General features: G+C 64.9%; 18 protein-coding genes. 9 read left to right on the top strand and 9 right to left on the bottom strand.

Going from position 1 to position 20,326, the window contains the following annotated elements:
• Window positions 1-63: 63 nt before the first annotated feature.
• The gene (locus PX52LOC_RS34820; RefSeq protein WP_149114400.1) at window positions 64-1,380 is read right to left on the bottom strand and encodes an MFS transporter; all 1,317 of its coding nucleotides are present in this window, start codon (window positions 1,378-1,380) and stop codon (window positions 64-66) included.
• A gap of 142 nt (window positions 1,381-1,522) precedes the next feature.
• Here PX52LOC_RS34820 and PX52LOC_RS34815 point away from each other — a divergent pair, with 142 nt between their 5' ends.
• The 3 genes from PX52LOC_RS34815 to PX52LOC_RS34805 all read left to right on the top strand — a co-directional run bounded on the left by PX52LOC_RS34815 (window position 1,523) and on the right by PX52LOC_RS34805 (window position 4,735).
• Window positions 1,523-2,419: a deoxyribonuclease IV gene (locus tag PX52LOC_RS34815; RefSeq protein ID WP_149114399.1), complete on the top strand. Its 897-nt coding sequence runs from the start codon at window positions 1,523-1,525 to the stop codon at window positions 2,417-2,419.
• A 342-nt stretch (window positions 2,420-2,761) separates the two neighbouring features.
• Window positions 2,762-4,066 carry a phosphopyruvate hydratase gene (eno, locus tag PX52LOC_RS34810; RefSeq protein WP_149114398.1) on the top strand — a complete coding sequence of 435 codons (1,305 nt, stop codon included), beginning with the start codon at window positions 2,762-2,764 and terminating at the stop codon, window positions 4,064-4,066.
• 93 nt (window positions 4,067-4,159) lie between these two features.
• Window positions 4,160-4,735 carry a hypothetical protein gene (locus PX52LOC_RS34805; protein WP_149114397.1) on the top strand — a complete coding sequence of 192 codons (576 nt, stop codon included), beginning with the start codon at window positions 4,160-4,162 and terminating at the stop codon, window positions 4,733-4,735.
• Between the two features lie 2 nt (window positions 4,736-4,737).
• Here the strand turns inward: PX52LOC_RS34805 and PX52LOC_RS34800 are convergent, their stop codons facing one another.
• Window positions 4,738-7,356, bottom strand: coding sequence for a hypothetical protein (locus PX52LOC_RS34800; RefSeq protein ID WP_149114396.1), 2,619 nt, complete (start codon window positions 7,354-7,356; stop codon window positions 4,738-4,740).
• Between the two features lie 207 nt (window positions 7,357-7,563).
• Window positions 7,564-8,970, bottom strand: coding sequence for a M20/M25/M40 family metallo-hydrolase (locus tag PX52LOC_RS34795; protein WP_149114395.1), 1,407 nt, complete (start codon window positions 8,968-8,970; stop codon window positions 7,564-7,566).
• An 81-nt stretch (window positions 8,971-9,051) separates the two neighbouring features.
• Between PX52LOC_RS34795 and PX52LOC_RS34790 the strand changes: the two genes are divergently transcribed.
• Entirely contained in the window at window positions 9,052-9,567 is a 516-nt protein-coding gene (locus tag PX52LOC_RS34790; RefSeq protein ID WP_149114394.1) for a YybH family protein, read from the top strand.
• 82 nt (window positions 9,568-9,649) lie between these two features.
• On the top strand, window positions 9,650-10,525 hold the full coding sequence (locus PX52LOC_RS34785) for a sugar phosphate isomerase/epimerase family protein (RefSeq protein ID WP_149114393.1): 876 nt from the start codon (window positions 9,650-9,652) through the stop codon (window positions 10,523-10,525).
• 45 nt (window positions 10,526-10,570) lie between these two features.
• Here the strand turns inward: PX52LOC_RS34785 and PX52LOC_RS34780 are convergent, their stop codons facing one another.
• Genes PX52LOC_RS34780 through PX52LOC_RS34770 form a run of 3 tightly spaced genes read right to left on the bottom strand, consistent with a single transcriptional unit; the run spans window position 10,571 to window position 12,167 of the window.
• Window positions 10,571-11,041, bottom strand: coding sequence for a hypothetical protein (locus PX52LOC_RS34780; protein ID WP_149114392.1), 471 nt, complete (start codon window positions 11,039-11,041; stop codon window positions 10,571-10,573).
• 4 nt (window positions 11,042-11,045) lie between these two features.
• Complete coding sequence (gene ispD, locus PX52LOC_RS34775) at window positions 11,046-11,789, bottom strand: 2-C-methyl-D-erythritol 4-phosphate cytidylyltransferase (protein ID WP_149114391.1); 744 nt, start codon at window positions 11,787-11,789, stop codon at window positions 11,046-11,048.
• Between the two features lie 27 nt (window positions 11,790-11,816).
• On the bottom strand, window positions 11,817-12,167 hold the full coding sequence (locus PX52LOC_RS34770; protein WP_149114390.1) for a hypothetical protein: 351 nt from the start codon (window positions 12,165-12,167) through the stop codon (window positions 11,817-11,819).
• A 257-nt stretch (window positions 12,168-12,424) separates the two neighbouring features.
• Between PX52LOC_RS34770 and PX52LOC_RS34765 the strand changes: the two genes are divergently transcribed.
• From PX52LOC_RS34765 to PX52LOC_RS34755, 3 genes are all read left to right on the top strand, one after another.
• Window positions 12,425-13,186 carry a sugar phosphate isomerase/epimerase family protein gene (locus tag PX52LOC_RS34765; RefSeq protein WP_149114389.1) on the top strand — a complete coding sequence of 254 codons (762 nt, stop codon included), beginning with the start codon at window positions 12,425-12,427 and terminating at the stop codon, window positions 13,184-13,186.
• A gap of 279 nt (window positions 13,187-13,465) precedes the next feature.
• On the top strand, window positions 13,466-14,581 hold the full coding sequence (locus tag PX52LOC_RS34760) for a S1C family serine protease (RefSeq protein WP_149114388.1): 1,116 nt from the start codon (window positions 13,466-13,468) through the stop codon (window positions 14,579-14,581).
• Window positions 14,582-14,629: 48 nt separating this feature from the next.
• Complete coding sequence (locus PX52LOC_RS34755) at window positions 14,630-15,694, top strand: S1C family serine protease (RefSeq protein ID WP_149114387.1); 1,065 nt, start codon at window positions 14,630-14,632, stop codon at window positions 15,692-15,694.
• 53 nt (window positions 15,695-15,747) lie between these two features.
• Here PX52LOC_RS34755 and PX52LOC_RS34750 read toward each other — a convergent pair whose 3' ends face one another.
• Window positions 15,748-16,623 (bottom strand): alpha/beta hydrolase, encoded by an 876-nt coding sequence (locus PX52LOC_RS34750; RefSeq protein ID WP_218575213.1) that lies wholly within the window; start codon window positions 16,621-16,623, stop codon window positions 15,748-15,750.
• A 67-nt stretch (window positions 16,624-16,690) separates the two neighbouring features.
• On the opposite strand from PX52LOC_RS34750, the gene PX52LOC_RS34745 reads away from it, so the two are divergent.
• A complete protein-coding gene (locus PX52LOC_RS34745) occupies window positions 16,691-17,692 on the top strand; it encodes an ABC transporter ATP-binding protein (RefSeq protein WP_149114386.1) in 1,002 nt (333 codons plus the stop codon).
• 42 nt (window positions 17,693-17,734) lie between these two features.
• Here PX52LOC_RS34745 and purH read toward each other — a convergent pair whose 3' ends face one another.
• A complete protein-coding gene (gene purH / locus PX52LOC_RS34740) occupies window positions 17,735-19,330 on the bottom strand; it encodes a bifunctional phosphoribosylaminoimidazolecarboxamide formyltransferase/IMP cyclohydrolase (protein ID WP_149114385.1) in 1,596 nt (531 codons plus the stop codon).
• 40 nt (window positions 19,331-19,370) lie between these two features.
• Window positions 19,371-20,306, bottom strand: coding sequence for a tRNA lysidine(34) synthetase TilS (tilS, locus tag PX52LOC_RS34735; RefSeq protein WP_168219393.1), 936 nt, complete (start codon window positions 20,304-20,306; stop codon window positions 19,371-19,373).
• Between the last annotated feature and the right edge of the window lie 20 nt (window positions 20,307-20,326).

The following is a 20,326-nucleotide window of genomic DNA, read 5'->3' as shown; positions in this document are numbered from 1 at the left end:
CAAATGGAATGCCAATCCCCCCCCCGACGTTTGGCTGTCTCGGGGGATCGGTCCGGTCGAAGGTTACGGCGTCGCGACTTCTTCCGCTTCCGGGAGCGGTTCCGGGTCGAGGGCCATGGGGAAGGGGTTCGCCGGCACGGTCTGCGGTTGCGGTGCGGCAGCCGGTCGGAGCAGGAACGACAGGACGAGGGCGGCGATTCCGAAGGCCGCGGCGACCAACCCGGCCAGCCAGTAGTACGTCAGTGGCCCGCCTTGGTACTCTTCGCCGATGATCAACCCGGCGATGACGGGGCCGGTCCCCGTGGCGAAGTGCGAGACGGCCGTGTTGAGGTTCGTGAACGCTCCCCGCAACTTCGGGTCGGCCGAGCGGAGCATCATCGTCTGGGCCGGCACCACCCGCCCGGACGCCAAGACCATAAACAGCGTCGCTGTGGCCACGGCCCCCGCCAGGCTGACGGGCGGCAGGTTCGTAATGACCAGGGTCATCACAACCGCCCCGCCGGCGGTCGCCAGGAAGACCCCCTGCGCGCCGAAACGGTCGGTCAGCCAGCCGATCAGGTTCATCATCACCAGCGACCCGACGCCGGCCACGGCGTAGATGATAGGCAGGTCTTCCTTGCTCCGGCCGCAGTTCGCCTGGAAGTACGGGGCGAAGTACGGCACGATGATGAACGTGCCGAACACCATCGCGAGCATGAACGCGAACGACCAGAGGTGGTTCGGCTGCCGCAGTACGGCCGCGAACTGCGCGATAGGGTGGGCGTGTTGGCCCGCCCGGTGGTGCGTCAGCGACGGCAACCGCCACGCGGCGACGGCCCAAACGACAGTGCCGAGACCCGCGATCGCCAGGAACGGCGCGCCCCAGTTGTGGAACCAGTTGGCCAGCGACAGGCCGATCGGCAGGCCGATGATCGACGCGACCGCGAACGACGACGTGACCGCCCCGATCGCCTTGCCGCGCTGCTTGTCGGGGAACACGTCGCCGATGATCGCCATGATTCCTGACGCTGCGACCCCGCCGAACAATCCGGCCAAGGCACGAGCCAGCAGCAAGTGGGCGTAGTCGGCTGCGAGGCCGCAGTAGAGGGTGGCGAAGATGAACCCGGCGAACGCTACCAGGAGCACAGTCTTCCGGTCGAAACGGTCTACCACCGTGGACGCGAGAATCCCTGCAACGACGGCCGCCAGACCGTAGGCCGACACGATGAAGCCGAACTGTTGCGGGGTGATTGCGAGGTCGTGCCGGAGTTGGTCGCCCAACGGCATGACGATGACGAAGTCGAGGATGTGCGTGAAGTTGATCGCGGCCAGGAGCAACAATAACCCGGTTTGACGGCCGGCCACGGGCTTCTGCGGTGCGGTGCCTTCGACCACGTCCATGTTCGTTCTCGATGAAGTTCCGGTTCGCCCTTGTCTACCGACAGGAAGATACCGCCGCTAGTTCACTTTTATTACGACAATCCCCGCCGGCCCACCGATAGCATGGCAGGTCACGGCCCGGGATTTCACGGAAACGACACACATGCCTTTGTTCGGTGCTCATCTCTCGGTGGCGGGCGGTCTTTCAAAGGCGGTCGATGCGGCCGTCGCGCTCGGGATGCAAACGGTCCAGATTTTCACGCACAGCCCATCCCAATGGGTCGTGAAGCCGACGCCCGACGGCCGGTGGGAAGGGAAGGAACTACCGGAAGACGAAGTCACGGCGTTCCGGCAGGCCGCGAAGAAGGCAAAGTTGAAGTTTCTGACGGCCCACGATTCGTACCTCATCAACCTCGCGGCCCCCACGACCGAGCTTTACGAAAAGTCGATCGCGGCGTTCGGCAACGAACTCGACCGGGCCGAATCGCTCGGCCTCGCGTACCTCGTCACGCACCCCGGTGCCCACGTCGGCAGTGGCGAAGACGCGGGGCTTGCGAAAGTTGCGGCCGCACTGAACGTCGTCCACCGACAGCGCCCCGACTACAAGGTGAAGGTGTTGCTCGAACTCACGGCGGGGCAGGGGAGCAGCCTCGGCGCGCGGTTCGAGCACTTCGCATACCTGCTGGAAAACGTCGAAGAACCCGACCGCCTCGGCATTTGCCTCGACACCTGCCACGTCTTCGCGGCCGGCTACGACCTGCGAACGGACGCCGCCTATGACGCGACCTTCGCCGAGTTCGACCGCCTCATCGGCCTCAAGTGGCTGAAGCTGTTCCATGTCAACGACAGCCTGAAGCCGCTCGGCAGTCGCGTAGACCGGCACGCTGGCATCGGCCTCGGGCAAATCGGCGACCACGCCTTCCGCCGGCTCGTTACCGACCCGCGGTTTCGCACGAAGCCGATGATTCTGGAAACGCCGAAAGAGGACGCCGCCGGGAACCCGATGGACCCGGTCAACCTCGGGAAACTTCAGGCTTTCCTGGCAGAAACCGCGGGGTGACGAAAACTTTTCGGCGGCCGTCAAGTCCAATTCCCGGCGTGCCGATGAAAGCAGTGTCAAGAAGTTATCTGCGAAGCACGTCGATGGGGAGACCCGTCGGCGAAGTCACGACCGCGGGAAGGGCGGGCGGATTCACGACACGGGCGAGACGTTCCGACTCGGCTCGATGGCGTGGATTTGTCGGCGACCTCCGGTTGATCGAAGCTGGCCCCCGACAGCCTTCGATCCCGGACCTTCCCGCGGCCGGGCTGTTTCCCCATCTGCGCCCGGCCGCTTGCCCTTTCCCGCCGCAACAATATCCCATCCAACGATTTGACCTTCCACCACCAGCGTGAGATTGCGATGAGCAGTGCCAAGATTGCGTCCGTCAAGGCCCGTGAAATTCTGGACAGCCGCGGCAACCCGACCGTCGAAGTCGATGTCATTCTGGAGTGCGGCACCCTCGGCCGGGCGGCCGTTCCGAGCGGGGCCAGCACCGGGGCGCACGAGGCCGTGGAACTCCGCGACGGCGACAAGAAACGCTACCTCGGCAAGGGCACGCTCAACGCGGTCGAGAACGTCCACAAGTACCTCGACGCCGGTCTGAAGGGGATGGACCCGTTCGACCAGGTGGCCGTGGACAAGAAAATGATCGCGCTCGACGGCACACCGAACAAGGCGAAGTTCGGTGCGAACGCGATCCTCGGGGCGTCGATGGCGACGGCCCACGCGGCCGCGAAGGTGGCGAAGTTGCCGCTCTACCGCTACGTCGGCGGGGCGAACGCGACGGTGCTGCCGGTGCCGCTCATGAACATCCTCAACGGCGGCAAGCACGCCGACAGCACGGTGGACTTCCAAGAGTTCATGATCGTGCCCCACGGGGCGAAGACCTTCCGCGAAGGCCTGCGGATGGGGGCGGAAATCTTCCACAGCCTGAAGAAGGTGCTGCACGACAAGCACCTGAACACGGCCGTCGGCGACGAGGGCGGCTTCGCCCCGAACATCCCGAGCGCCGACGAAGCCCTGGCGACGATCAGCCACGCCATCGAGAAGGCGGGGTACAAGCTCGGCGAGCAAGTCTCCTTCGCCCTCGACGCGGCTTGCACCGAACTGTTCGAGGAAGCCAAGCACCTGCACAAGAAGGAAGGCTACTGCTTCTTCAAGAGTGCCCCGGACAAGGTCATCAGCAGCGACGAGATGATCGACTTGTGGGCCGGCCTTTGTGCCAAGTACCCGATCGTATCGATCGAGGACGGCCTGAGCGAAGACGACTGGGCCGGCTGGAAGAAGCTCACCGCGAAACTCGGGAGCAAGGTGCAACTCGTCGGCGACGACCTGTTCGTCACGAACACCGAACGACTGAAGCGGGGCATCGCCGAGAACTGTGGGAACAGCATTCTCGTGAAGGTGAACCAGATCGGCACGCTGACCGAGACGCTGGAATCGGTCGAGATGGCGAAGCGGAACAAGTTCACCGCGATTCTGTCGCACCGCTCCGGCGAGACGGAAGACACGACCATCGCCGACCTCGCGGTGGCGACGAACTGCGGCCAGATCAAGACCGGCTCGGCCAGTCGGACCGACCGCATCGCGAAGTACAACCAACTCCTCCGCATCGAGGAGCAACTTGGTGAGGCCGCCGTCTACGGCGCCGAACTGCGGAAGTAAGGGCCGATCGGATGTAGCCGCAGGCTTGAGCCTGCGGAAAACCTGACCGCAGGCTTGAGCCTGCGGTCACTCTTTCCCGAACGGCTTATTCGGATGCCAACCTTCCTGAGTGATCCGTCGCTGTCCCTTTACGGCCTGCTCGCGGTGGTGTTCATTGTCGCGCTCGCCGTGTGGTACCGGCGGCGCGACCGTAAATCGCTCATCGCGGCCGGCGTGACGGGTTTGCTGCTATTCGGGTTGTGCCTCATCGACCTGACGTTCGAGAGCCCGCGGGAAGAGGCCACCCGTCGGGTTCAGACGATGGCGGTCGCCGCGTCGGCGGCGACCCTCGATCCGGCCCGGTTTGTCGAACAATTGTCACCGACGTTCCAACACAACGGTGGCAACCGTGAGAAAGTGCGGACCTCCGGCGTGTGGGGCTTAATCCGCCAGCACAACGCTCGCGCCGTCGTCTGGGGCTTCGGCAAGAGTGAGTTCGAACAAATCGGCGAGAATGAAATCGAGATCGGTTTCTACTGCAAGGCCGAGGCCACAGGCTTCCCGGGGCCGGGCGTGTGGTACGCAAAAGGCCGTTTCATCCGCGACCCTGACGGCCAATTTCGCGCGAAGGGAATCAAGTTTATCAACATCCAGGACCGGAGTGATGCGACCATCCCCGGCTTCCCGTGACGTTACCGCTGTTCCACGGCCTTCCGCGGCAGTTCGCGAATCCAATCGGTCGGCAGTAACAACCAGTATCCTGGCTTCGGTGTGAGCAGGCGCGTCATGCCACTCGGCTGCACGCCGGCTTCGGCCAGGCACGCCACGACACCGGCGACCACGCCGGTCGCGGAGTCTGGTGAAGCCACGTCCTGCACGAACAAGTCCGGCTTCACCCGCAGCAAGATGCCCGGTCCGGCCCCAACCAAGCCGTTGACGATGCCGACCGTGACGACCGTGGTCGCGTCGCCCGGGATGGCCACGCCACTGGCCTGCGGCGTGTAGGTGGTGAACACGAGGCGGCCCTTTGCGGCCGTGGCCGGGTCGTTGGCGGTCACGTAAATGCGCGGGCTGAGCTCGAAGACGTGTCGGGCCGTCCGCACCAGCGAATCCTGGGCCATACCCCCCTCGACTCGCAGGGCGTAGCGGCCGGCGGTCGGGATCGCCAATTCCAGAATCTGCTCGTAAATCGCTGCCGAGAACATCCGCTTCACGTGCGTCGGCATGCCGACCGTTCGGGCAACGACCGCGAACTCGTCGGTCGCGAACTTTTCGCCGGCCGGGTCGATTTGTCGGAGCAACTTCAACGTGAACGGGAACGCCGCCTGGCCGGTCAGGTCGGTGTCGGGGTGACGCGGCTCCCGCCACTGAACGCTGATGCGAATCTTCGCCCCTTCGGGCAGCGTGTCGGTCGGCTTTGCGTCGGGGCCGACCATCGCGAGGAAGTTTAGTTCCGGCGTCCAGGTTCCGGGCGTGGCCTTCGTGCCGGCGGCAAACTCCATGACGCCGTTGCCATCGGCGTCGAGGAACGGCCCGGTCCACACGCTGCCGAGCGACGTGCTGCCGGCCTGCACCCACACCGGCACCGTCGGGGTTTTGAGTGCCCGCAACCCCGACCGCGTCGGCTGCGGGGCGAGCTTGGCGTCGAGCAGGCGGCTGACTTCGCTTAGTGCGTCGTGGGCGTAACCGTCCTCCCAGACGAGCGTGTTGACGATCACGTTCGCCCCGCGCAGGCCGAGCAACTTCGCCCGAATCGCGGCGATGCGGTCGGACGTCGCCTTGAAGACCTTCTCGTCGGCGAGCAATTTCTTGAACGCCTCGGTCGCGTTCGCCCGCCTCTTCGCGGGCTTTTCGTCGTCGCTCAGGTCGTTGAACGCCTTACGGTACTCCGCTTCCACCAGGTCCCGGCGGTTCGTAAGCCGCTCCGCTTCTGCCGTCATTTCGTCGGCGCGGGTTTGCACCGCGATCGAAGCGGCCGTGTCGCCGAGGACGGTCTTCGCTACGGTCAACAGTTGGTGAATCGCGACCGGATCGAGGCGGACCAGGATCAGCTCGGCGTCCGGTGCGGCGGCATGGACCGCGGCCGCCGTCTCGGTGCCGCTGACGCCGGTACCCATCGGCGTCGGCTCCACGGTCGGCGAGAGTTCGGCCGTCAGGTCCAGGAACTGCACCGCCTTCGGCAACCGCGTGCCGAGCAGCTTGTCCGCCCCCGCAAAGTCGGTGGCGAGCACAACGACGCGGGTGCCGGCCCCGCGGTAACCCGCCCCGTGCAGGGCGGACACGTTACCCTGTTGCAGGGCGGTCTGGACGGAGACATTGGCCTTCGCCGACCCCGGCTGTTCGGCCGCGAACCGTGGCACGCGGATCGACAGCACCGACGGAATTTGCGCCAGCTTCACCAGGTCGGTTGTGGTCATCACCCGGATGACCGCGAAGTTGCCGTACACGCCCTCCATCGCGGCCGTGGGCATGCTCAGTCGGAGCGAGTTCCGCAGTTGCAGTGCCCCCTCGGGGAGCGGGCCGTCCAGCACCAACTCGACGCGGAACGGCTTGCCCGCGGTGGCCGGGTCGGCGAGGTAATCGCGGAGGTCGAGCGAGTATTTCGGCGACTCGACTTCGGGCAGAAGCGGGGCCGGCGGGACGACCACCGGCCCGAGGTCGAGGTCTGGCAGCACTTCCACCAACCGCACCGGCAGGACGTCCCGCAGCGGCAGGTTCAACTGCTCGCGGGGGATTTCGCTGAAGAACCACCCGGACGGCTGGTCGCGCAAGTCGCGCAACAGTTCCGGCACTCGACCGGCCGGCAGCGCCCCGCGAATGAGGCTGAAGTTGCCGTGGTCGTAGCCGGTGAATTCCTGGAAACCCAGCCGGCCGAGTTGGGCCGTGACCTGCTCGTGGAACAACCGCTGTTCGGCCAAGTCCAGGCCCGAGACGATCTGGACGCGAACCTGCACGGGCTTCTTCGCGTCGTCCGGCAGCGGCGCCCCCTCCGGCCGGAGGATAGTGGTGCGGATCGCACCGATATCCAGAACCTTCCTGGCGTCCTTCGAGGGAATCGTTCCCGCCAGCCGTTCTGCGAGCGGGTTAAACTTGTCGAGGTCGGCATCGTCGCTGGCGGTGGCGACGAAGCCGAGTTTGGCGAGCGCGGCCGTCAACTCACGGTACTCGCGAACCCGCTGATTCTCCTCCGTCGCGATTTGGTAGCGGAGGTCGATGTGGTACGTCGCCGGCGGCGCGGGGCGCTTCACCTGGGCGGCCACGGGCGTCGCCGACAGGGCCAGCAGAATCAGCAAAGGCGAGCAGGACCGCATATTAGACTCGCGGCAAGGGACGGAATGGCTCAACTGTCAATATGCCCGCTTCCGGCAGGGAGGGGAAGCGGGCATCCGCGAGTCGTGCGAGATTTGGGGAGGACGAAACGTGCAATAGCGGTTGTGGCGGATGTGCGAACGGACTGTTTGGAACCCAGAGCGGAAGCGACGGGGTGAACGCGCTTCCGCTCTGGGTTCCAAAATGAGTTACTTCACTTGCTTGTTGGTCAGCTTGCCGAGGTTGTCGAACAGCCGCACTAGCGAGGCCATCAACTTCTTGAAATCCCCCTCGTGCAGGCTCTCGTTCGGGGCGTGGGCATTGCTGGCCGGGTCTTCGATGCCGATGAGCAAGGCCGGAGCGCCGCCGAACAATTCGGCCAGCGGCCCGACGAAGCCGATGCTGCCGCCGCAGCCGATGCCGACGGGGTCGCGGTCGAAGCCCACGCGGAGGGCCGCCATCGCGGCCTCGAAGGCCGGGCCGTTCGGATCGGTCATCCACCAGTCGCAGCCCGCGCCGTGCTGCGTCACCTTCACCTCGCAGCCGTAGGGCGGGTTGGCGCTCAGGTACGCTTGCATCTGGGCCACCACGTCGGCCGGCTGCTGGTCCGGCACGATCCGGCAACTGACGATGGCCGACGCCTTGGGCAGCACCTGGTTCGACGCCCCCTTGATGCTGCTCGCCTCCTGGGCGATGACCGTGGCCGACGGCCGCCGCCAGGTTTGTTCGTACACGCCGAGGCCGTCTTCCATTGCGAACGTGCAACCCGGCAGCACGCCGAGTTCCTGGCGGAACTTCGCGTCGTCCCACGGCAGCTTGCGGAACGCCGCCTTTTCCTTGTCGGTCAGCGGCCGGACCTTGTCGTAGAGGCCGGGGACTGGCAGCGGCTTGTTCGGGGCGAAGAGTTTGGAGAGTACGACGTTCAGCGCGAGGGCCGCGTCCGGCACCGCCCCGCCGGCCATGCCGCTGTGGACCGGGATGCGGGCTGTCGTGACTTCGACGTTCAGGGCCACGATGCCGCGGAGCGAGTACGTGATGCACGGCAGGCCGACTTCGATGTTCTCGGTATCGCAGACCACGATCACGTCGGACTGGAGCTTCTTCTTGTGAACGTCGAAGAACTTCATCAGGTTCTTCGAGCCGATTTCTTCCTCGCCCTCGACCACCATCTTGATGTTCACCGGCAGTTGGTTGCCGGTCTTGCGGTAGGCGGCGATGGCCCCGAGGAACGCGGAGATGGCCCCCTTGTCGTCGGCCGACCCGCGGGCGAACAGGCGGCCGTCGCGGCGGGTGAGTTTCCAGGGGTCGGACTTCCACTGTTCAATGAAGTTGATCGGTTGCACGTCGTGGTGGGCGTACAGGAAGACCGTCGGCTTGTTCGGCCCGGCCTCCATCCACTCGCCGTAGGCGTAGGGCAGTGAGTTGCCGACCTTCAGCATCTCGACGTTCAACAAGCCCGCCTCACGCATCTGGTCGCACGTCAGGGCGGCCGTGCGCTCGATCTCGGTCTGGTGTTCGCCGTCGGTCGAAATGCTCTGAACGGCCACAAGGTCCGCAAGACCGTGGATGATACCTTCGTGATTCTTCTGAAGCCAATCGAGGGCTGCCGCTTGCATGGTGACTCCTTCGCAGGGGGTTGTTTGTACTTTACCGCGTGCGGCACTCCGGGTAAACCGGATCACCAAAAGAGGTGTCGAATGGCCTTCGGTTCTCCCACCCCGACTCCGCCGCCGAACCGCTATCGCGCCGCGTGCATCGGCTTCGCGGCGCTGTCGGCCGTGCTGCTGACGTTCGTGGGATATCGGGCGGTCGCGGCCCCGGCGGCGCTCGAGACGGCCCGGTCGGAGGCAGTGGAATTGCTCACGGTCCAGAAGAGTGCCTGGAACGCGGGTGACCTCGGCCGCTTTACCGCCACCTACCGGATGCACGACGACCTGACGTTCTTCAGCGACGGCCGCCGCTACCAGGGGTGGGACAAACTCGTCGACCGTTACCGCGCGATGTACCCCGGCGGGGCGAAGGGGCAAATCGACTACCAGAACGTGACGGCCGAACCGCTCGCCGCCGACGCCGTGCTGCTGCGGGGGGCTTGGGTTCTCGCCTCGGCCGAGGGCACTCGCCAGGGATTGTTCACGATCTTGGCCCGCAAGTTCCCGTTGCCGGAAGGGTGGAAGATCGTCCACGACCACATCACGATCGGCGAGATGCGGTGAGAGATTTTTGAGAATTCACTTGGCGACTCGGCGGCTTTGCGCGAGATTCTACTTGGCCACACTTTCTCTCCGAGGTTGAACCATGTCCGAGATGACCCGCCGTTCGTTTCTCGCCGCTGCCGGTGCCGCCACGCTCGCCGCCGGCACGCGGGCCGTTAGCCCCGCCTCGAAGGCGAAGTTCCAGTTGGGGATCGTTACCTACAACGTGCCGAAGGACTGGGATCTGCCGACGCTGTTGAGCGTGTGCAAGGATGTCGGTATCGCCGCTGTCGAGTGCCGGACGACGCACAAACACGGCGTTGAGCCGACGCTGACGGCCGACCAACGCAAGAGCGTGAAGCAGCAGTTCGCGGACAGCGGCGTGCGGTTCTTGAGCTGCGGGAGCACCTGCGAGTTCCACTCGCCCGACGCGGCCGTGGTGAAGAAGCAGATCGAGGAGTGCAAGGCGTTCATCCAACTCGTCGCCGATCTCGGCGGCAAGGGCGTGAAGGTGCGGCCGAACGGCGTGAGCAAGGGCCACACCGTCGAGCAAGCCTGCGAGCAGATCGGCAAGGCACTCCAGGAGTGCGGCAAGGCGGCCGAGAGTGCGGGCGTCGAAATCTGGGTCGAGGTTCACGGGGCCGTCACGCAGATTCCGAAGAACATGAAGACGATCATGGATGCCTGCGGGCACAAGGCCGTCGGCGTGACCTGGAACTCGAACCCGACCGACGTGGCGAACGGCTCGATTGCCGAGAACTTCGAGTTGCTCGCCAAACACATCAAGTGTTGCCACATCAACGACCTCGTCAACGACAAGGCCGGGAAGTACCCGTACCGCGAACTGTTCAAGAAGCTGGCCGGCATCGACTACGACCGCTACACGCTCTGCGAAGTCGGCAAGGCTTACACCCCGGAAGAGGGAAAGACGTTCCTCCAGGGGTACAAGAAGCTGTGGGACGAGTTGGTCAACGGGTGATTGCATGAACCGCGGCGGTGGATGGATCGCGGCCGCGTTCCAGCTTCATTTCTTGCCGGGGGGAACCGACGTGATGTCGAAGTCGGCCTTGTCGGTCCCGCCCGGCGGAACGGCAAACTCCTTCGCGCTTTTCGAGTGCCACTCCGGCGGGATCGGGTCCGCGGGCGGCTTCTGTTTCGACGGGTCGTCACTGGACGATCCTTTTTCGGCGGCGATCTTCACATCGTCCCCGCCGCGGGTCGTGATGCGGACGATGTGCTTGCCGACGGTGGCCCCTTTGGTCGTGCCGTCAGACACGAGCACGTACCGGCCGTTCTCGTCGGTCCGCCCCGTTGAACCGCGGCCGGGCGTGGGAATCTCCGGGGAAGGCACGGGCTGAAACGTGACGACGGCTTTGCCGTAAGGCTTTCCGTCGAGGCGGACCACGCCCGACACGGGCACGACGTTGGCACCGCCCGAACACCCTGCCACGGCCAGAAGCAGGATCGACGCGAGTTTGCAACAACGGTGAGTCATCGAATCACCACTCGGCTTCCTCGCCAAGCCCTCGGGAGGGGGTGCGGTCCTCGGCCGGGTGGAACCGCGACCGGATGACCGCCTCGGCCAGTTCCAGGTCGTCTTTCGTCGTAATCTTGAAATTCGCCGGCGAGCCGGGAACGACCGTCACCCGATGGCCGGCGGCTTCGAGCAGTTGGGCGTCGTCGGTGATGGCGGTGCCGAGCTTGGCCCGGTTTGCGTAGGCGGCCGAAAGCCAGTCGCGGCGGAAGACCTGCGGCGTCTGGGCCTGCCACAGTCCGGCCCGCGGGACGGTCTCGGTGATTGTGTTGTCCGCGCCCACACGCTTCAAGGTGTCGGCCAGGGGAACCGCGAGCATCGCGGCCCCGGAGTGACGGGCCGTCTGGAAGACGGCGTCGATCTGCTTCGACGTGAGCAGAGGCCGGACCGCGTCGTGCACGGCGACGAACTCCACCTCCGCCGGCACTTTCGCCAGCGCGTTGGCGACCGACTCGAATCGCTCGGCCCCGCCGTCGACAATCTGTGCGTTCGTGAAGGCGAGCAAGTGGCCGAACCGTGAACGGAACGAGTCTCGGTCCTCCGGCGAGAGGACGAGGTAGACCCCCGACACGTCCGACCGCGACCAGAACAATTCGGCCGATCGCAGCCAGATGGGGCGACCGTCCAGGCTGACGAACGGCTTCTTCTCCAACCCGCCGAACCGGCTCGATTGGCCGGCGGCGGGAATGACGACCGCGAACGACGACATGGCCCAGACCCTCCGACAACGACGTATTTACGTTGTAGTCGCGCCGGGGAAGGGTGGCTTCGCCATGAGCGCGGTCGGCAACTCGTGCATCATCTGCTGCCAGTTTCCGAAAGTGCTCCGCCAGCGGCCCCACACGGCTTCCTGCTCGGCCAGCAGTTGTTCGACTTCGTCCGCCTGCTTGGTGGCCGCGGCGAGTTTCTCGTCCCACACCGGCGACGGCGGGGGCACGGGCGGGAGCACGATCGGCTCCGCTTGGGTGTCGTGCAGCACTTTCGTGAAAGCCGTTTCGTACCGCTCCAGCGCGGCAAGGCAGTCGCCGATGGACTGCTCCACCTGCGCGAGTGTTTCGTGCCAGTTGGCCTTGGCCTGGTTTGTCATGTGTTCCCCCGAACGACGTGACCGCGATTTCCCCGCCGGGGCGATAGCGACGGCGGCGGGAAAATGCGAGAGGAACCGTTGGTTCTGTGAAGGGATTTTTGAAAGGAATTCCCTTGCTATCGCCCTTCGCGCCAGGTATCAACCCAGACGCAATGGGGGGCATCCCGCCGGGGATTGGGGAGTCCAGCGGCGGGGTGAAAATGGGGGATCGCGTCCCGGAGTCACGGCCGGGATGCGCTATCACGGAGGCTTACACCGTGTACGTCGCTTGTTCCACGCTTTGCTTTGCGAAGCACACGCTCGATTCGGCTCTGCGCACCATCCGGGAAATGAACTTCGCGAAGGCCGACGTCGCCCTGCACGAAGACGGGCCACACTTACGCCCGTCCGACCTGACGGGCGACCTCACGAAGATCGCCCAGAAGCTCAAGGCGGCCAACGTGGCGATTGCCGCGTTCCACGCAAGATTCGCCCAGCACGACGGGCTGGAAACCCGCAAGCAGTTCCGGGGCGTTTGCCGCCTCGGCCGGCTGCTGACCGTGCCGGTCGTCTCGGTGCAGGCGGCCGCGAAGGGCGGGGACTTCGACGCGGACGTGGCGAAGCTGCAAGACTGGGTGAGCATCGCTGCCGCCGAGGGGGTGATCCTCACGGTGGAGACGAACTCGTCCACCCTGACCGCCGACCCGCTCGCGGCCGTCGAACTGTGCAAACGCGCTCCCGGCCTCGGGCTGACGCTCGACCCGAGCCACTACATGACCGGCGAGCACGGGCCGCAAGACTACGACAAGCTCTACCCGTTCGTGAAGCACGTCCGGCTCCGCGATTCGGCGGCGAAACCGGAATCGTTCCAGGTTCGCATCGGCCTCGGCGAGTTGGAGTACGGCAAGATCGTGACGAACCTCGATCAGTTCCGGTACGACCGGGCGCTGACCGTGGACGTGCGCGACATGCCCGAGTCGGCGTTCCCGGTCGAGCCGGAAGTGCGGAAGTTGAAATACCTGTTGGAATCGCTGGTCTAACAGATCGGTCGGGTGAGTATCGCCAGTATTTTGTCGCGGGCCGCAAGTGTCGAATCACTTGCGGCCCGCGCGTTGATAGTTGTCCAGATTCCCACACTTTTCTCACCCCTGCGACCCGTCGAACTCTTCTCTTTTCGCAACTTCTCGGCCATCAAACTCTTGCATCTGGGCCGCGAATTGGGCACGCTAGGAAAATGTGGCGACTTTTCCCACGGCCGGAATGACTGGGCTATGATGGTGTAGGCCTTGTTCGTTCCACAACTCCGGAGCCTGACCTCCATGAGTTTCCGACGGTTTGCCCTCGCTCTCCTCCTCTCCCCTCTGTTCGCGATCTCAATTCCTGCGGCCGACACAAAGAAGGTCGTCTGGGATCCCACCCGCACGACGGCCCCCGACACGGTAGAGGAAGTCAAAGCCCTCCAGGACACCGTCAAGGATTTGGTCGAGAAGGTCACGCCCGCAACGGTGGCACTCATCCTCGGCGAAGTCGATCCGTCCAAGCCCGGCCCGCAGTCGGTCGGGGCGGGCAGCGGTGTGATCGTCAGTGCCGATGGCCTGGTCCTGACCGCGGCGCACGTCGTTGAACCCCCGGTCTTCGGCTTCGGCGTCCCCGGCCAACGGCGGGAGCGCGATCGGAAGCCGCCGGTCCTCCGGTTAAGGCTCCCAGGCAACATTGAAGTGAAGGGGAAGATCCTCGGCACGAACGCCCGTCTTGACAGCGGCATGGTCAAGATCGACGAACCCGTCCCGGAAGGCGCGACGTGGCCCGGGGCGAAGGAAGGGAAATGGCCGTTCGTCGAGATCGGCGATTCGACCAAGGTGCACAAGGGGCAGTGGGTCGTTTCGCTCGGCCACCCCGGCGGCCCGAAGCCGGACCGTCGGGCACCGGTCCGGCTCGGCCAGATCGTGGAAGCGGGTGACGGCGCAAAAATTCTCCGCTCCGACTGTACGCTGGTCGGCGGCGACTCGGGCGGTCCCCTTTTCGATCTGACCGGCAAACTCGTGGGCATTCACAGCCGCATCGGCGAGAAGTTGGACGACAACATCCACGTGGCTGCAAAGGCGTACCAGGACGAATGGAAGCGGCTCGTTCGCGGCGACGTGATCGGCCGCGACGCCACGGCGGTGATGGGCGTGATCCTCAGCCGGGAGAAGAGCAAGCAACCGCGGATCGACGACTTCCCCCCCGACTCCCCTGCTGAAAAGGCCGGACTAAAAAAGGGCGACCTGATTGTGAAGTTGAACGGCCAGGCTGTGCCCACGAGTGAGGACTTCGACGATATGATGGCCCAGCTGCGGCCGAACGACGTGGCCACGGTCGAAGTCCAACGGGGCGACGAAACGCTTGAGGCGAAAGTCACCCTGGCCCGCGTCCGCCGCCGGGCCGCGAACTGACGACTTCCCCCACCGAATCCTCTCGTCCACCTTCGAAAGAGTCTTCACATGCTCAAGCCCTTTGCCCGCATTTCGATGGCCCTTCTCGCGTTCGTCCTCCTCGGGAACGCCGTGTTCGCCGAGTCGTTCAACGACGGCAAGAAGCAGATCACGAAGTTGTTCACCAGCGCGGTCGCGAAGGCGACGGCCGCGACCGTGCGGATTCGTTGCGACAACCGCGACGTTGTCCTCGGCACCGTCGTCGATAAGAGCGGCCTGATTCTCACGAAGGGTAGCGACCTTAAAGGCGTGATTAGTGTCCGTTTAGCCGACGGGTCGGAGTACGAGGCCAAGTACCTCGGATACCACGAGCCGTCCGACTTGGCCCTCCTCCGCATCGACGCGGGAGACGTTCCGGCCGTGGGGAGTTTCGCGGACGCGAAAGACGCGGCCGTCGGCAACTGGGTGGCCGTCACCAGTGCTGAAGCCGAGCCGGTCGCGGTCGGCATCGTCAGCGCCGGGTCGCGCAAACTTTACGGCGAAGAGAGCCTGATCGACAATTTGAACAAGGGCTTCCTCGGCATCACGGCGGGTCCGGCGAAGAACGAGGCCGGCGAGGACGAGGGGATCGAGATCGGCAGCGTCACCAAGGGCGGTGGGGCGGCTTTTGCCAACCTGAAGCCGGGCGACATCATCCTCCAAATCGCGGGCAAGCCGGTGAAGAAGTTCGAGGATATGAAGAAAGTCCTCGACCGCTACAAGCCGAGCGAGACCGTGAAACTCTTGATCCGCCGTGGCGACGAGGAAAAGGAGTACAAGGTCAAGCTGGTGAAGAAGGCCGCCTTCGACCGGGGCGATTATCAGAACACGCTCAGCGGCGAACTGTCGGCCCGCCGGACTGGATTCCCGAAGGTTATCATGCACGACACGGCCATCAAGCCGACGGAATGCGGCGGCCCGCTCGTGGACCTGGAAGGCCACGTCCTGGGCATCAACATCGCCCGGGCCGGGCGGGTGGAAACGTGGACGCTGCCGGCCGACGTCATCAAGCCGATTCTGGCGGACCTGAAGGCCGGCAAGTATCCCGCCCCGACCGATGGCAATGATGATGACAAGAAGGTGAACGACAAGTAGGAATAGCGGCTTGAGCGAAGACGCCCCGGCGAGAACCGCTGGGGCGTCTTGCGTTACTTCACGATCCCAGTCGCCTTCATCCAGTCGCCGCACAACTTCGGCCAGTCGCTCGCGGGGCCGCGGTTCGGCTGCATTCCGAAGCCGTGGCCGCCCTTCGCGAACAGGTGCATCTCGGCCGGCACGCCGTTCTTCTTCAACGCCCGGTAAAAGCCGATGCTGTTCTCGCACGACACCGGGTCGTCCGAGGCGTGGGCGAAGAACGTCGGCGGCGTTTGCTTCGTGACGGGCAGTTGGTCCGTCACGTCGGTCGTGTCCTTCTTCACGAGGTACGCCGGGTAGACCAGCACCGCGAAGTCCGGCCGGCATGACACTGCGTCGGCATCATCGACCTTGTCGTAGAGACGCTTCTCGTTGTTCGTGCAAAGGCACGCCGTCAGGTGGCCGCCGGCGGAGAAGCCGAGCATACCGATCTTCGCGGGGTCAAGCTTCCACTCCTTCGCCTTGCTCCGAACAAGACCCACGGCCCGCTGCGCGTCTTGTTGCATCGCGAGGTTGTCCGGCGACTGCTTTTCCCGCTTCGGCACTCGGTACTTCAGCACGACCGCCGTCACCTTGAGCGAGTTCAGCCACTTCGCCACGTCGGTCCCCTCGTGCTCGATGGCGAGGATGGAATAGCCGCCGCCGGGGGCGATCACCACGCACGCGCCGTTCGGGTTTTCGGGCTGGTAGACGCTGATCTGCGGCTTCGAGACGTTGCCGAGGCGCTTCACTTCGATCTGCCCCGCTTTGGGCACGTTGAGGGCTTCCGGCGGCAGGTCTTTCGTCTCGCCGGGGGCCTTGCCCGGCCACAGGTCGAGCGTGACGGTCGGCTTCGGGTCGTCGGCCAAGGACGCCGACGCGAAGAGGAGGAGCAGGACGAGTGATCGCACGGGAAAGGCCTCCGGGGGTTGCGGAACGGCACACCCTTTTGCGAACGGCGTGCCTACAATTCTCGATATGGAAGTTCCAGCGATTCGCACCGTCGGTTTGACCCGCCTCTATCGAAAGCCGCGCAAGGGCTGGCTCCGCCGCAGGAAGGCCGAGGAAGTCAAAGACTTCGTCGCGCTCGGCGGCGTCGACCTCGAAGTTCGCCCCGGCGAACTGTTCGGCTTGCTCGGCCCGAACGGGGCCGGCAAGACGACGCTCATCAAGATTCTCACGACGCTCCTCGCTCCGACGGCCGGCACCGCCGAGATCGACGGCCTCGACGTGGTGACGCACGCCAAACAACTCCGCCCGATCATCAACATGGTGTCCGGCGGCGAAACGAGTGGCTACGGCATTCTCAACGTCCGCGAAAACCTCTGGATGTTCAGCCGCATCTACGGCGTGCCGAACGAACTCGTCGCGAAACGGATCGACCGCATGCTCGGCATCGTCGGCCTGACCGAGAAGGCGAACTCGCGGCTGAGCCATCTTTCGACGGGTCAAAGGCAGAAGATGAACTTCTGCCGCGGCTTCATCACCGACCCGAAAATCCTCTTCCTCGACGAGCCGACGCTCGGCCTCGACGTGACGGCCGCCCGCAACATCCGCGGCTTCATCAAGGAGTGGATGAAGGAGAACCCGGCCCGCACGATGCTGCTGACGACGCACTACATGGCCGAGGCCGACGAACTCTGTGACCGCCTCGCGATCATCGACCAGGGCAAGGTACTCGCCTGCGATACCCCCGCGAACCTGAAGCGGAAGGTGCAGGAGTACCCGATCTTCGAACTGAGCCTCTCGCCCGGCCGGGACGTGCTGTCCGACGTATCGAAACTCCCCGGCGTTCATCAGGCCACGCGAACGGAAACGCCGACGACGGTGGAACTGAAGGTCGCCCTAAAGGAAGATTCAATCATTGGCAGCGTGGTGCAGGGCGTCATTGCCGGGGGCGGCAAGATTCAGACGCTCAAGAAGGTCGAACCGACGCTGGAAGATGTGTTCATCGAACTGGTCGGCCACGGACTGGGATGACCGACAAAGCCCACGCACGGCCGTGCATGGGCTTTCGCCTAATTAATGCCGGAAGTGCCGCACGCCGGTGAACAGCATCGCGATGCCGTGCTTGTCGCACGCCGCGATGCTTTCCGCGTCCTTCACGCTGCCGCCCGGCTGCACGATCGCCGTCACGCCGGCCGCCGCCGCGAGTTCCACGTTGTCCGGGAACGGGAAGAAGGCATCCGACGCCAGCACCGATCCCTTCGACCGCTCGCCGGCTTTTTGCACGGCAATGCCCACCGAGACCACCCGCGACATCTGCCCGGCCCCGACACCGACGAGTTGCGTGTCACTCGCCAGGACGATCGCGTTCGACTTCACGTGCTTGCACGCCAACCACGCGAACCACAGGGCGTCGCGTTCGGCGGGCGTGGGTTGCCGTTTCGTTTTCACTTCCCACTTCGCCACGTCGTCGGCCCCCACGTCTCGCGTTTGCACGAGCAATCCGCCGTCCACGCGGCGGTAGTCCAACCCTTCGGGGGCGCCGGAAAGCGGCCCTGTCTTCAGTAGGCGGACGTTCTTCTTCCACCCCTTGAGGAGTGTCAGCGCGGCCTCGGAGTACGCCGGCGCGACGATGCACTCGACGAACCGTTCGCCGGTCATGATCGCCTGTGCCGTGGCTTCGTCCACGTCCTGGTTGAACGCGAGAATGCCGCCGAAGGCCGAGAGCGGGTCGCCGTCCCACGCCAGTTGGAACGCTTCTGCGAGGGTCGGTGCGGTAGCCGCCCCGCACGGGTTGTTGTGCTTCACGACAATCGCGGCGGGGCCGGTGAACTCGCGGGCGAGGTTCAGGGCGGAGTCGAGGTCGAGGATGTTGTTGTAACTGAGTTCCTTGCCGTGCAGTTGCTCGGCCGTCGCGACGCAGGGGCGGTCCACCTCGAAGTCGGCGTAGAACGCGGCCCTCTGGTGCGGGTTCTCGCCGTACCGCAGCGTTTGCAGGAGGTTGAACGGCGGGTCGAACTCGTCGTCCCACATGCTTTGATCGGGGTCGGTCGGCGTGTCCCCGCTCGCGTCTTCGCCGGTGCTCAGGAAGTATTCCTCGATGGCCTCGTCGTACTGCTTGACCAGTTGGAACGCGACCGACGCCAACTCCCGGCGGAACTCCCGTGTCAACGACCCCTGGTTCTCGGCGACTTGGCCCATCACTTCGTCGTACAGGCTCGGGTCGGCCACGATTGTGACGGCGTCGAAGTTCTTCGCCGCCGCTCGCACCATGCACGGGCCGCCGATGTCGATGTTCTCGATCGCCTCCGCTTCCGTCACGCCGGGCTTCGCGACCGTCTGCTCGAACGGGTAGAGGTTGCACACCACCAGGTCGATTTCCGGCAGCTTGTGCTCGGCCAGCGTCGCCATGTGCTCCGGCTTGCTCCGTTTGGCCAACAGCCCGGCGTAGATGGCCGGGTGTAGCGTCTTCACGCGGCCGTCGAGGATTTCCGGGAAGCCGGTCAACTCGCTCACGTCCTTCACCGGCAGCCCGGCGTCGGCGAGCGATTTCTTCGTGCCGCCGGTGGCGATCAGTTCCACGCCGTACTTCGTGTGCAGTTCGGTGGCGAACTCCACGAGGCCGGTCTTATCGGACACGGAGAACAACGCACGGCGAATCGGACGGAGCATTTCACACCAGGTTCAAGGTTCAGAGTCTCAGAAGGATGTTTTACGAGCGCCGCGAAAGTTGAACCACCCGGCCGATGCGCCGCAGTTGTACGCCGCCGGGGTAGTCTGCCGGTTGTAGCGATCCAACTCGTTGCCAGTGGGCGTAGGTCATGCCGTCCATCGGCCACCCTTCGCGCCGCCACAGCAGCCGAAACATTTCACGCACCAGCACGGCCGGCGACGGTTCCAACGCGGTCGCGTCGAGGATCAACAGCGATCCTGCCCGCGGGCGTTCGACCCGCCGCAAGAGTTCTTCGGCTTCTCGCTCCAAGTATGCGAAAACGTCATCGCACTGTTCCGCCAGTCGGCCGAGAATCGGGACGATCTCGGGGTTGAAGTCCTTCAGTTGCGGCAGCAGATCGTGCCGGATGCGGTTCCGGGTGAAGCGGCGGTCCGCGTTCGTGGAATCGGTGCGGGTCAGTTGGCCCGTCGCGGCAAGGTAGGCCAACACGTCGGCCCGTGAGACGTGCAGCAACGGGCGGATGATGTTGCCTCGTTTCGGGGCAACCCCTCGCAATCCCTGAACGCCCGTGCCGCGGATCAGGCGGTGCAGCACCGTCTCCGCTTGATCGTTGGCCGTGTGGCCGGTCGCGATCCAGTTGGCCGACACGTCGGCCGCGACTGATTGCAGAAACTCGTACCGCAAACGGCGGGCGGCGGATTCGAGGTTCTCCCGCGGCGGGACCGGCAGCCGGGCCGAACGGACGTTCACGCTGAGTGAGGTGGCGAGTTCTCGCACGAAGCCTTCGTCGGCGTCCGATTCTGTCCCGCGAAGTTGGTGGTTGACGTGAGCCACGGTGATCGGCCCACACCCTGCCGCGACCAAACCCCGCAGCAAGGCCACGCTGTCCGGTCCGCCGGACACGGCCGCGACGCCGCCGGGGGGAATGGCGTGAACTGCGAAGAACGCGCGGATCGCGTCGGGGATCGTGACCACAATTCCTCTCGCTCCGGTAC

The sequence above is a fragment of the Limnoglobus roseus genome (genome assembly GCF_008254045.1).
Classification (GTDB): domain Bacteria; phylum Planctomycetota; class Planctomycetia; order Gemmatales; family Gemmataceae; genus Limnoglobus; species Limnoglobus roseus.
The sequence above is the reverse complement of the archived record's forward strand: the minus strand, read 5'-3'. Positions and strand labels throughout refer to the sequence as shown.